Annotated in this window: 11 protein-coding genes; 9 read left to right on the forward strand and 2 right to left on the reverse strand. The window is 40.9% G+C overall.

Translation table 11 applies throughout. From position 1 onward, the window contains the following. Positions 1 to 146 precede the first annotated feature (146 nt). Complete coding sequence (locus KQI58_RS09615) at positions 147 to 1,163, forward strand: AI-2E family transporter (protein ID WP_216408640.1); 1,017 nt, start codon at positions 147 to 149, stop codon at positions 1,161 to 1,163. A gap of 23 nt (positions 1,164 to 1,186) precedes the next feature. On the opposite strand, the gene efbA is transcribed toward KQI58_RS09615, so the two are convergent. Beyond that, positions 1,187 to 2,890 (reverse strand): fibronectin-binding protein EfbA, encoded by a 1,704-nt coding sequence (efbA, locus tag KQI58_RS09620; protein ID WP_216408642.1) that lies wholly within the window; start codon positions 2,888 to 2,890, stop codon positions 1,187 to 1,189. Positions 2,891 to 2,971: 81 nt separating this feature from the next. Further along, positions 2,972 to 4,639: a phosphoenolpyruvate carboxykinase (ATP) gene (locus KQI58_RS09625; RefSeq protein WP_216408645.1), complete on the reverse strand. Its 1,668-nt coding sequence runs from the start codon at positions 4,637 to 4,639 to the stop codon at positions 2,972 to 2,974. A 174-nt stretch (positions 4,640 to 4,813) separates the two neighbouring features. On the opposite strand from KQI58_RS09625, the gene KQI58_RS09630 reads away from it, so the two are divergent. The 8 genes from KQI58_RS09630 (at position 4,814) to aroC (ending at position 13,173) form a co-directional block, all read left to right on the forward strand. Next, on the forward strand, positions 4,814 to 5,374 hold the full coding sequence (locus KQI58_RS09630; RefSeq protein ID WP_216408648.1) for a hypothetical protein: 561 nt from the start codon (positions 4,814 to 4,816) through the stop codon (positions 5,372 to 5,374). Positions 5,375 to 5,767: 393 nt separating this feature from the next. Continuing rightward, positions 5,768 to 6,781: a tryptophan ABC transporter substrate-binding protein gene (trpX, locus tag KQI58_RS09635; protein WP_216408650.1), complete on the forward strand. Its 1,014-nt coding sequence runs from the start codon at positions 5,768 to 5,770 to the stop codon at positions 6,779 to 6,781. 4 nt (positions 6,782 to 6,785) lie between these two features. Continuing rightward, positions 6,786 to 7,667, forward strand: a complete 882-nt coding sequence (locus KQI58_RS09640; RefSeq protein WP_216408652.1) for an ABC transporter permease — start codon at positions 6,786 to 6,788, stop codon at positions 7,665 to 7,667. A 4-nt stretch (positions 7,668 to 7,671) separates the two neighbouring features. Then, complete coding sequence (locus tag KQI58_RS09645) at positions 7,672 to 8,454, forward strand: ABC transporter ATP-binding protein (protein ID WP_216408654.1); 783 nt, start codon at positions 7,672 to 7,674, stop codon at positions 8,452 to 8,454. A gap of 536 nt (positions 8,455 to 8,990) precedes the next feature. Further along, positions 8,991 to 9,869, forward strand: coding sequence for a shikimate dehydrogenase (gene aroE, locus KQI58_RS09650; RefSeq protein ID WP_216408655.1), 879 nt, complete (start codon positions 8,991 to 8,993; stop codon positions 9,867 to 9,869). A gap of 21 nt (positions 9,870 to 9,890) precedes the next feature. Beyond that, the gene (gene aroF, locus KQI58_RS09655; RefSeq protein ID WP_216408657.1) at positions 9,891 to 10,931 is read left to right on the forward strand and encodes a 3-deoxy-7-phosphoheptulonate synthase; all 1,041 of its coding nucleotides are present in this window, start codon (positions 9,891 to 9,893) and stop codon (positions 10,929 to 10,931) included. Positions 10,932 to 10,947: 16 nt separating this feature from the next. Then, positions 10,948 to 12,006, forward strand: coding sequence for a 3-dehydroquinate synthase (aroB, locus tag KQI58_RS09660; RefSeq protein ID WP_216408659.1), 1,059 nt, complete (start codon positions 10,948 to 10,950; stop codon positions 12,004 to 12,006). A 6-nt stretch (positions 12,007 to 12,012) separates the two neighbouring features. Next, the gene (gene aroC, locus KQI58_RS09665; RefSeq protein ID WP_216408661.1) at positions 12,013 to 13,173 is read left to right on the forward strand and encodes a chorismate synthase; all 1,161 of its coding nucleotides are present in this window, start codon (positions 12,013 to 12,015) and stop codon (positions 13,171 to 13,173) included. Positions 13,174 to 13,178 lie beyond the last annotated feature (5 nt).

A 13,178-nucleotide genomic window follows, 5' to 3' on the forward strand; every position in this document is an offset into this window, starting at 1 on the left:
CAGAGAAATCTCCCCCAGTTATCTATTGAAAAGTATATTAGAAGCTGAAAAAGCTGTTTAATGGTATAGTATTTTCAGTAGTTTTTCAAAATGATAGCATTCAGCTTTGAAAAATAAACACATTTAAATGAATAAGAGGGTTTTGTATGTATGAAAACTTTATAGGTAATCTTCGTCTACGAAGATTCACCGTCTTGGCAATGATTATTTTTGTTCTATTTATGATTAGAGATTTTATGACACCGATCTTGTTAACGTTCATTTTCACGTTGATTTCGGTCAAAATCGTCAAATTTGTTCAACGCTATATTAAGGCACCGACATTCTTGCTGGCGACCATTCTTTATCTGTTTGAATTGTGGTTGCTATATCTTTTGATCTCTAGGTATTCAACCATTTTGATTGATCAAGTCGTCTCGACCTATAATTCAATCGTTCATTTCTATCAGCATAAAGAATTCAATTCTGACGTCGTAACGAACTTCATTTCTAGTTATTTTAAGAATCATAACTGGCAGGATAAGGTTGAAAGCGGTGCTGGAATCATTTTGGAACAATTGCAAAATGTTGGTCGCTTAGCCATCGCTTTTATTGTCTCGTTTATATTGAGCTTTTTCTTCATGGTAGAAAAAGAGAAAACGATCCTGTTTTCAAAGAATTTTTTGAGTAGTAATTATGCGTGGTTTTTCCAGGATTTGTTTTACTTTGCCAGAGTCTTCGTTGAAACATTTGGTGTTGTCGTAGAGGTTCAATTACTGATTGCGATCGTCAATACAGTAATTACCACAGTTGGTCTAGGTCTGATTGGTTTTACACAATTGCCGACACTAGCGATCATGATCTTTTTCTTGAGCTTAATCCCTGTTGCTGGAGTGATTTTTTCTTGTATTCCGTTAACGCTGATTGCTTATTCAACAGGAGGGATTCAGACCGTCATTTACGTATTGATTTTGATTGTGGTGGTTCATTGTATTGAAGCCTACATTTTAAATCCGAAGTTTATGTCGAGTCGGACAAAGCTGCCGATTTTTTATACTTTCGTTATTTTATTAGTCAGTGAAAAATTTTTGGGCGTATGGGGATTGATTGTCGGTATTCCGATTTTCAACTTCTTCTTAGATATATTAGGGGTCAAAATTCGTACGAAATTGACAAAAGACTAGGACAAAAAAATGGAGCAGCCAGATTAGGCTATTCCATTTTTTCGTAATTGCTCAATAACTGATTCTTCTGGTGTTACGAACAACGTTTTTTGATTTTCATAAATCACGAATCCCGGTTTAGCACCATTCGGTTTATGAACATGTTTAACTGCGACATAATCAACCGGGACCTGTGCCGATTGCCGGAATTTTGAGAAGTAGGCTGCCAACTCAGCAGCTTCCAGTAACGTTTCTTCACTAGGCGTGTCATCTTTTACAATGACGTGAGAGCCAGGAATATTTTTGGCATGCAGCCAAATATCGCTTTTCCTCGCTTGCTTCAAGGTCAATTGATCATTTTGCAGATTATTCTTTCCAACGAAAATCTCTGTTCCATCACTCGCAACAAAGCGTTCTGGTTTAGAAGGAGCCTGCTTGCGATTTTTCTTGCTGCGTTTTTTCTTTAAGTAGCCGCTGGCAATCAACTCTTCTTTGATGACTTCAATATCCATCGGCCCAGCGATTTCTAATTGAGCTAGGACGGATTCGAGGTAGGCAATTTCGTCTTTAGCCTCAGCAATTTGATCGTAAATCAATTTGACCGCATTTTTCAGCTTTTGGTATTTCTGGAAGTACTTCTGTGCGTTTTGATTAGGGGTTAATGCGGGATTCAATTTGATCGTTATTGGCGCATTGTCCTCATAATAATTCTGTAATTCAATGCTTTCCGCTCCCCGTGGTACCTGTGCCATGAAGGTGGTCAGTAATTCACCATCGCGACGGAATTCTTCGGCATTTTCAGAATCGCTTAACGTTTTTTCACGTTTAGCCAGTTTTGTCTGATTGCGTTTGATCTCATTTTCAACTTTGCGAATCAAGTCATTTCCTAATTGCTTCACGCGATCTTTTTCGGCTTTTTCTCCGTAAAAGGCATCTAGCAAAGCGCTCAAACTATCGTATACGGTACTTTCTTCGAAGGTTTCAAAGTCCAACGGTGCAAAGAATTCTTTTTTATTTTTGAGTCCCAACGTCGGTGTAAGTTCGGATTGAACTTTTTCCCAAAAATCAGCCCAAATAACCATTTTTTCATTTGGACGTTCGCCAATACGATAAGCCAATTCCTCGGCGGTGTCTCGTCCTAAACCTTGGAAATTTTGCTGCAAATATCGTCCATCCAACGATTCGGCAGTTGAAAGAATCTTGAACACTTGCTCCTTGGTTGCGTGAAATGGATTCAGCTGCTCTTGCTTCGGCGGTTCAATATATTCGCTGCCGGGAAGGATGGAGCGGTAGGTATTTTGTGAATGCCCAATGTGCTTGATGGCATCCAGAATTTTTCCTGTTTGCTTATTCAACAGAACAATCGTTGAGTGGCGTCCCATAAGCTCAACAATCAGGACGATACTTTGCAAATCACCTAATTCATCACGTTTACTGAAGGTGAAGTGAACCACACGATCATTTTCGACTTGATAAATATCTTCTAAAATCGCGCCTTCTAAGTGCTTTCGCAGCATCATTACAAAATTCGGCGGATTGTCTGGATTTGTATAAGCAATTTCAGTTAATTGGATTCGCGCGTAGCTTGGATGCGCGGAAAGCAGCAAACGCCGATTCTTTCCTTGAGCACGGATCACCAAAACAACTTCATTTTCATAGGGTTGGTGGATCTTGGAGATTCTGCCAGTCACGAGTTGATCCTTTAATTCTCGTACCATCGCATGGGTAAAAACACCATCAAAGGACATTTTTTATCCCTCATTTCTATTCATAATAGTTCTATTATAAACAAAAAAACGCCAGTGACCAAGCAAGTCACTGGCAAAAGCTTAGACTGTAATCGTTTCTTTGTAGTTATGAAGCTGATCCAGCAGATATAAAAGTAATTGTTCGGCTTCATTTGGCAAGCGGTCATAGCCGCCCTGATAGGTTTTACGAGACTGCACAAACGCTAACCGTGTCTCAAGTCGGGTCATCAAGTGAATCAAATAGTGATGACTATTAAAGTCCGGCTCATGCTTTTTAACCGGCAAGTAACTGATTTCTTTTAACGGACCAAAGGGTTTAAACTCCGCGGAACCATCAATGATTTTTTCAATACTTCCCAGAGTCTCTTCTGGTGTTACTTTCCGTCCTTTAAAGTCACCGGTGTTCAAAATATAGCAATCAGTCTTTTTCTTCTGGAACAGGTCTTTGAAATCCTGATAATCCTCCTGTAACGGATAGCAACGGAACGGGTTCGCAAATGGCTCAATCACCAATTGGTCCGCTACTTCACCCACAACATTTTCAGCAGTTGAACGTTTCGTGGCCAATGTGGCGCCGAAAACAGCCGCGAGGGAAGGATCTTCGATTTTGATTACTGGCGGAAGGCTATCATCCTTCATGATCCAAAACAGACCATCGACTTTTTCATCAATATGATCGACTCGGTTAGGCGTTGCGTAGCGACTCTTGATGCTGCGACCATTTCCATTGCGGATATCTTCAGTCACCAGCACTTTCTTGTTTTCTTCATCTAAAGTCACACCAACATTTTGTGCCGTAACAATATATTTGATCTGTTCACTAGACATTGGATAATCCTGTGTTTTGTCAAAATAAGCCGGTTCTAGCGCAGTGGTCGAGCCTTTGTCCTTCGAGATGACAAACGCGTCGTCATGCAAAACATGGACTTCGCCTTTATTTTTTGGTTTGGCTAAAGTGATCGTTGACTTACCTGATCCAGACAATCCAAAAGCCGCCATCGTGTATTTTTTATCTTCTAATAGATACTGCTTCATACCGCCATGACAAGCGATAAAACCATTGCGATGAGCAGTGGCCCAAGCAAGTGTCAACGTCGCTTTCTTCAACTCGCCAAAATAACGCAGACCAAGAATTGCTGCACAATTATGCAGTGGGTCAATCACCACCACGCCATCAGGAAAATCAGGATGCTCCCAATCTGGATCAGCAAAGATAAAGATATCACCTGTATGAATCTCGTCCGATTGCTGATAGAAAAGATGTTTGGCATCGCCGATTTGAAAGTTCAATAAATAAGAGTAGAGGTTCGGACTATAATCGGCAGGAATCATCAAATGGGATTTGACCGTAAATTCTTCATCTAGGCCAACAATGACTTCGCCTGAATAGAATTTTTTCGACCGCGCCTGAAAAACAGCTTCCCGTAAAAGCTCGCTGTAAAAATCTGCATCAATACCTTGCTGCCCGATGATTCGCCGTGCTGCGGCAGTTCGACCGACGATTTGACCATCATTGGTGACCAAAACCTTGGCATCCGTAGGCAGCTGTAAACGACTGGTATAAGCGACATCAAGATCAGTGGTGATCGTTCCCGGGCTAGACTTTGCTAATGCATAGGCATCCGTTAGGTGACGAATCCGCGTCACATTATTCCCATAAAAAGCTGTCTCGATCACACTGCGAATATTCGAAAAAAGTCGATTCTTCTTATTGATATCCTTGTGCGAAAAATGTTCAATACTGCTCATCTTAAAACCTCCTCGAAATAAGTTGTTATTATTATAATAGCATTAAAATAAAACGCTCACAATCCAATATAGAACAGATTTTTTAACGCATATACGCCAAAAAATCTAAATTGATCGCTGGTGGTAGCGCTCTTAAGATAAAAATAATATAATGATAAGTGAGGAGGCGTTATTATGGAAAGATATTTAGCAATAGTTAAAGAGAAAATCCTTATTTTTTGGCGTAAATTTATTATTGTTGTCTCAGAAAATGAACGCCGATCCTTATTAATTGCAGCCAGCTTAGTCGTCTTCGCGATCGTCTTTTCAACTTTTGCAGCTTTTGCACAAAAGGTGATTCGACAAGACCAACTAAACGAACTCGTTTTTGATTCTTTAAAATCAGACCATCTTATTCCACTTGAATATCAAAAGGTGGATCAAAAAATAAAAGAGACCAAAGCCATATCCATTATGTTTAGTCAGCCAGACGGAACATCCTTTAACAATGTCATGACGATTCTTGATGATCCCGATCAAAATCCTATGCTGAACCGGCAATTTTACTATTACCCAATCGTCTACGACAGTGAAACGATTGCTGAAAAATATCAGCTAGATCCAAGGCAGGTAACCTTTATTTTCTTCCACAATGGCAAAGAAAAAAATCGCTTTGTGGTGGAGAGTCTAAAGGATTTAAATCATGAGTTCATTCCTGAGTTAAATCGATTGCCGATGTGGAAGCTAAAAAACTAAAATGAGATTTCGAATAAAATAAATGAGCATTTTTTAATAAAAAGAGTTGACACCTGATTTTTTTTCCGCTAAACTAACCTCAACATTAAAAAGGAGTGACATTCATGAACAACGCAAACTTATCTAATCAATTAAATAGCTGGCAAAACTGGCGTAGATAAGTTGTATTTATGAATTCACTCATAGATACAACGTTTAGACAACTTCTAAATCTTGTATCTATGCTGGATATTTTTTCATGCTTATTCCCGCATAGAGACCATCTATGCGGTTTTTGTTTTTTTCGAGGACAACTACCGTTAAATATTTAGGTAGTTGTCCTTTATTGTTTTCTAAATCAACTAGCAAATCGAAAAAGCATATATTAAAAAACAAAAATCGGAGGAATTTATCATGAAAAATAAAGGGATTATTGGATCAATCATCGCATTAGCAGTTGTATTAATCGGGGTTTTTGCTTATCAAATGGGATCACGTCAAACGGGAGCTGCGACAGATACGAAAGAAGAACTAAAAACAGTCGGGATTTTACAATTCATCAGTCATCCATCGTTAGATCAAATCAAAGACGGAGTGATCAAAGGCTTAAAAGATGAAGGCTATGAAGACGGTAAAAATATCAAAATCGAATTTTTAAACGGTCAAGGGGACCAAAGCAAGTTAAACAGTATGAGTCAGCAATTATTAGAAAAAAAATCCGATGTTTTGGTCGGAGTTGCAACACCCGCTGCTAAAGCATTAGCGAATGCAACCAGCGATACACCGATCATTATGTCAGCCATCAGCGATCCGATCGGTGCAGGCCTCGTAACAGACCTTGAGAAGCCAGGTGGAAATATCACTGGAGTCAATAATTTAACACCGGTTGATCAGCAATTAGATATGGCGATGGAAATGTTTCCAGAGGCGAAAACAGTCGGTATGATCTATTCATCTTCAGAAGAAAATTCTAAATCACAAATCGATCGAGCGGAAAAACGTGCAGTCAAAGATGGACTAACAGTAAAAAAATACGCGATCAGCTCAAGTAATGATATTGCTCAAATTACACAACAAGCTTGTCAAGAAACCGACTATTTATACATTCCACAAGACAACACGATTGCCAGTGCTTTCCAAACGATGATCAATGAATCAGACAAAGCGAAAAAGCCCGTTTTCGTTTCTGTTGATAACATGGTAAAAGAGGGCGGTATTGCAACAGTCGGTCAAAACCAATTTGAATTAGGTGTTGAATCTGGAAAAATGGCGGCAGATGTTTTAAGCGGCAAATCAAAACCTGCAACGACACCAGTCAACGTGATTGATTACGGCGATATGATCATCAACGAAGAAAAAGCGAAAGAACTAGGGATCACGATTCCAGAAAAAATCAAAGAAAAAGCAGAAGTAATTAAAGGGGAGTAGACAGATGGTTATTTCAGCAATCGGACAAGGTTTTTTATGGGGGATTTTAGGATTAGGCATTTTCATGACCTATCGCATCTTGAATTTCCCAGATATGACAACAGAAGGGTCATTTCCACTAGGAGGTGCCGTCTGTGTGACAGCCATCACCAATGGCGTATCACCAATTCTTGCGACCTTACTAGGAATTGTCGCGGGGATGTGTGCCGGTTTTATTACCGGCATGCTTTATACAAAAGGAAAGATCCCGGTCATTCTTGCTGGAATACTCGTTATGTCGGGATTGAACTCGGTGATGCTGTTTATTATGCAAACACCCAACCTTTCTTTACTAAAGCAGCCAAAAATTCAAGATTTCTTTACGAATTTAAATCTACCAGATCATTTTGATATCGTCCTATTAGGGCTAATCGCGATCATTATTATCGTAAGTTTGCTATTATTTTTCTTCTTTACTGATTTTGGTCAAGCCTACATCGCGACTGGGGATAATGAAAACATGGCACGTTCGATCGGTATCAATACTGATCGCATGAAGGTCATCGGTCTAACCTTATCAAATGGCGTGATCGCTTTATCCGGTGCGTTGATTGCCCAAAATGACGGTTATGCCGATATCGGCAAGGGCGTCGGCGTCATTGTTATCGGTTTGGCTTCCATTATCATCGGAGAAGTCTTGTACGGAGAAGTGACCTTCATTGAACGCTTAGTTGCGATTGTTTTAGGCAGTATCATTTATCAATTATTGATTTTAGTCATCATTAAAGCTGGGTTAGATACCACCTATTTGAAGATTTTCTCTTCAATCATTTTGGCATTGTGCTTGATGATTCCACGCTTAAAAGAAGCCTTGAACCTGAAGACTGGATTAGAAAAGGAGGAGTAGTCAGATGAACGCTGTAGAAGTAAAGAATGCTAGCAAAACCATCAGTAATGGCATGAACGACAAACGCAAGATTTTAAATAATGTCAGCTTAACGATCGCTCCCGGGGAATTCGTTACAGTCTTGGGGGGAAATGGTGCAGGAAAGAGTACCCTATTTAACAGCATTTCCGGCAGCCTGCAATTGGACAGCGGCACTGTTTCGGTGATGGGGAAGGATTTGACGAAATTGTCTGAAGAGCAACGAGCAAGCTCAATCGCTCGAGTCTTCCAAGATCCAAAAATGGGCACCGCTCCTCGTTTGACCGTGGCAGAAAACTTAGGTTTAGCAGAAAAACGTGGACAAAAACGCCGTTTGCGTCAACGTCAGCTTAATCAAAAGAAGGAAATGTATCGCGAACTTTGCCAATTGATCGGAAATGGGCTAGAGAATCATCTCGATACACCAACAGGCTTCCTTTCTGGCGGACAGCGTCAAGCGTTAAGTCTGCTGATGGCGACGATCACAAAACCAGATTTACTATTACTAGATGAACATACAGCTGCACTTGATCCGAAAACGGCGAAGCAATTAATGCTTTTGACCGATCAACGAATCAAGGAAGAAAATCTCACCTGTTTAATGGTCACCCATAAAATGGAGGATGCGTTGCATTACGGTGATCGCGTGATCGTGATGGAAAAAGGGGAGATCATTAAGGACATCAGCGGGGAAGAGAAGAAACGCATGACATTGGCGGATCTATTCCTGCTGTTTGAAGAGAGTGACACAGTAGCTGAAGTAATGTAAAAAAAAATTTTTTTACAGAAAATTAGAATAATGGGTTGACTTATGAGAAAAACAAATCTATACTAAGTTCAATCTTAAATCAGTTTGGAGCGATTTTTATGAATAAGAATAAGAGTACGCACACACAACTGAATAATTATTACTTTAGCTATTTTAGATAGGTTTGTGTTCATGATTCATGGATGCAAACGACAACAAGTTTGTATCTATGATGGCTAAGGATTTTAAGTTTGACTTAACGCCACATAGATGAAAATCTATAGTGGCTTTTCTTTTGGTATTTTTTGGGAGACTAGGCTCATTGTAGATTTTCTACAGTGGGCCTTTTTTGTCAGTCCAACTTTTCGCAGAATTTTGAGTTTGAAGAAAATTAATAGTATCAAAAATCAATTTTCGAACAAGAAATTTAGTTGGATGATAGGCGTACGGGAATAAGCTCATTTTTCTCGGTTTTAGAAAAATGAACTTCCATAAGTCGAGCTAGCTGCGAGTCTGTTCAAGCAACACAAAAAAGAAAAATGAAGGAGTGAGGAAAGATGGAAAATGAAATTTCAGGAAAGACACGATTAGCCGGGTTATATGCGCTACCTGCAAGACACAGCTTTTCACCAATCATGCAAACAACAGCATTTCAAGCAACAGGGGTGGATGCAGTTTATCTAAGCTTTGACGTTCAGCCAGAAAGACTTGGGGAAAGCATTCAAGCCATTCGTGATCTTGAAATGTTGGGAGTCAATTTATCGATGCCTCACAAAATGGAAGCCATCCAATATGTAGATGAGCTTAGTCAAGCGGCTCGCTTAATTGGAGCAATCAATACCATCGTGAATCAAGATGGAAAGTTGATCGGCCATATTACAGACGGAATCGGCTGTATGGAAAGCTTGAAACAAAACGGTATCGAGATCATCGGCAAAAGAATGACGATTCTTGGAGCTGGCGGCGCTGCAACAGCGATTATCACGCAAGCGGCGATCGACGGAGTAACAGCTATTGATGTTTTCAACATCAAGGATGATTTCTATCAAAAAATTGAACCTAAACTAGCGATGATTGCAGAGGAAACCAACTGTCAAATCCAACTGCACGATTTAGCAGATCAACAGCAATTGGCTGATGCCTTAGCATCAAGCAGTTTACTGGTTAATGCAACAAATATCGGAATGGCACCAAAGACTGATCAAATGCCATTACCGGATGAAACATTGTTAAGAAAAGACTTACCAGTTTTCGATGTCATCTATCATCCTGGTGAAACGAAACTTTTAAAAGCAGCGAAAGCGACTGGAGCAACTGCTGTTAACGGCTTAGGAATGCTGTTATTCCAAGGAGCTGCCGCCTTTAAATTATGGACAGGCAAGGAAATGCCGGTCGATCAAATCCAACCGTTATTGGAAAACGAAATTAAAAAATAAAAAGTGAAGGAAGTTATTATTATGATCTTAATTATTAAAAAAGGAATTCAAGAATCAGAATTATCCCCAATTTTATCTCGTATCAAAGAAGAAGGGTTGGGCGTACAGATCAATCATGGGAAAGATCGTTTAGTTCTTGGTCTTTTAGGAGATCCGAAGATTATCCAAAATGTGCCATTCCAAGCATACAGTGTAGTTGAACGTGCAGTGGCGATTTCAAATACCTACAAGATCACCTCAAGAGAATTCCATCCACAAGATACAGTCGTTGACGTTGATGGTGTAAAAATCGGTGATGGAAGCTTCGTAACGATGGCTGGTCCTTGTTCCGTTGAAGGTGAAGAACAAATCATGGAAACAGCACGCATGGCAAAAGCTGGCGGAGCGAAAATTTTACGAGGCGGAGCTTACAAACCACGGACTTCTCCATACGCTTTCCAAGGATTAGGCGAAGAGGGCTTGAAAATCATGCGCAAAGCCGCTGACGCTCATGGCTTGAAAGTGATCACAGAAGTAATGGATGAAGCGCATATCGATGTTGTTTGTCAATACGCCGACATTATCCAAATCGGCGCTCGCAACATGCAAAACTTCCGTCTATTAGAAGCTGTTGGTAAAACTGGCAAACCAATTGGCTTGAAACGTGGGATCTCAGGTACGATCCAAGAATGGTTAAATGCCGCTGAATACATTGCTGTTCAAGGCAATTCAAACATCATCTTTATTGAACGAGGCATTCGAACTTACGAAACAGCTACACGAAACACGTTTGATCTAAGTGCTGTTCCATTGATCAAAAAATTGAGTCACTTCCCAATTATCGTTGACCCAAGTCATGGTACAGGTGTTTGGGACTTAGTTGCACCAATGGCTCGCGCCGGAGTAGCAGCTGGAGCTGATGGAATGATCGTGGAGATTCATCCAGACCCATTACACGCTTGGTCAGATGGAGAACAATCATTGAATGAGAAAAATTACCTGCAAATGATGAGTGAAGTTGAAGTTATGGTTGATGCAATGAAAAAAATCAAAGACTTAAACAAAGAAACGTCACTTATCTAATCAGGGGGAAACGTTCATGGAAATTGTTCTACCAGAAAAAACTTACGAAATTATCGTACGACGCCATGCCTTAGATTCCGTCGGCGAATGGATCGCTTCACTTTGGAAAAATAAAAAAATCGCCATCATCAGCGATGAGAATGTTTATCCGATCTACGGTGAAAAAATCTGTCAGCAGTTAACAAACTATGAGGTTTGTCATTATGCCGTACCAGCTGGTGAAAGCAGCAAATCTCTAACCATGGCTAATAATCTCTATGAATTTCTAGCCGATCAACAATTCACCCGCAGCGATGCTATCATCGCTCTGGGTGGCGGTGTCGTTGGCGACTTGGCAAGCTTTGTTGCCTCAACTTATATGCGAGGCATCGCGTTTGTGCAGATTCCCACGTCTTTACTGGCGCAAGTCGATTCCAGTATTGGCGGGAAGACAGCGGTCAATTCGAGTAAAGCCAAGAATATGATCGGAACCTTCGCACAGCCAGATGGGGTCATGATTGATCCGGAGACCTTGAACTCTTTACCGGAATTACGCGTACGTGAAGGTATCGCGGAAATCATCAAATGCGGCGCGATCAGTGATGCTTCACTATGGCAGGATCTTGAGAAACTAACAGGACTCCAAGATCTGCTGGAGCATAGTGAAGCAATCATTTCAAAGGCGTTAAACGTGAAGAAAACCGTCGTGGAAGAGGACGAATTTGACAATGGTTCCCGGCTACTGCTGAACTTTGGACATACTATCGGTCATGCGATTGAAAACACTGCCGGCTATGGAAAAATTAGCCACGGTGAAGCTGTCGCGATCGGTATGGTACAAATTTCTCAAACAGCAGAGGAAAAAGGACTTTCGCCAAAGGGTATCACAGATGAAATCAAGGCGATGAATCAAAAATACGGGTTGCCGAATGCTTATCAGCCGTGGGAAGCGGAGAAATTCTATTCTGCGATCACCCATGATAAGAAAGCGCGGGGCAACAGTTTAAATATCATCCTGCTAGATGAAATCGGTCAGGCCCGCATTCAAAAAATCAAATTAACTGAAATCAAAGACTTTTTAATAGAAGGGAAGTAGTCATTTATGCGTTACTTAACAGCTGGAGAATCTCATGGACCAGAATTAACTACAATTATTGAAGGTGTTCCAGCAGGACTAACACTTTCCGTTGAAGCAATCAATCAAGAATTGGCTCGCAGACAAGGCGGGTATGGACGTGGTGGCCGAATGAAGATCGAAAAGGATCAAGTTCGTATCACCTCTGGTGTGCGCCATGGCAAGACCTTAGGATCACCAATTACAATGATCGTAGAAAACCGCGACTGGAAAAACTGGCAGAAAGTCATGTCCGTTGAACCAGTCGAAGAAAAAGCGGAAAAATTACGTCGAGTAGCAAAACCACGACCAGGACACGCCGATCTCGTTGGGGGAATGAAATATCATCACAGCGATTTGCGAAATGTTTTGGAACGATCATCTGCTCGTGAAACAACCATGCGGGTAGCTGTCGGTGCACTGGCGAAACAAATCTTAGCTGCTGTAGATATCGAGATCGCCAGCCATGTGGCTATACTAGGCGGCATAGAAGCTACCGTACCAGAAAAAATGAGTGTATCGGAAATTCAATCCAAAACAGCTGCTTCTGAAGTAAACATGGTAGACGAAACGGTTGAAGAAGCGGTCAAAGAATTAATCGATCAAACCAAAAAAGCCGGAGATACCATCGGCGGAGTCGTCGAAGTAAGGACCGACAATGTTCCCGCAGGTCTTGGCAGCTATGTCCAATGGGATCGCAAGCTTGATGGAAAGATCGCGCAAATCATGTTAAGTATTAATGCCTTTAAAGGCGTTGAGTTCGGCATTGGATTTGAAGCAGCTCACCAACCAGGCTCAAAAGTTATGGATGAGATCGTTTGGGATAACGGCTACAGCCGAACAAGCAATCATCTTGGCGGTTTTGAAGGTGGAATGACCAATGGTAAACAAATCATTGTTCGCGGCGTCATGAAGCCGATTCCGACACTATACAAACCATTGATGAGTGTCGATATTGACACCAAAGAGCCGTATAAAGCAAGCGTTGAGCGTTCCGACAGCACAGCTGTTCCCGCGGCATCTGTCGTAGCAGAGCATGTGGTGGCAACTGTTCTTGCAGAAGAAATTTTAGAAAAATTCTCGTCAGATACCATTGATGAGCTGCAACAAGCAGTGGCAGAATACCGCGAAGCAATCAAAAACTTTTAAGAGAG

Source organism: Enterococcus raffinosus (genome assembly GCF_018917525.1).
Lineage (GTDB): Bacteria > Bacillota > Bacilli > Lactobacillales > Enterococcaceae > Enterococcus_A > Enterococcus_A raffinosus_A.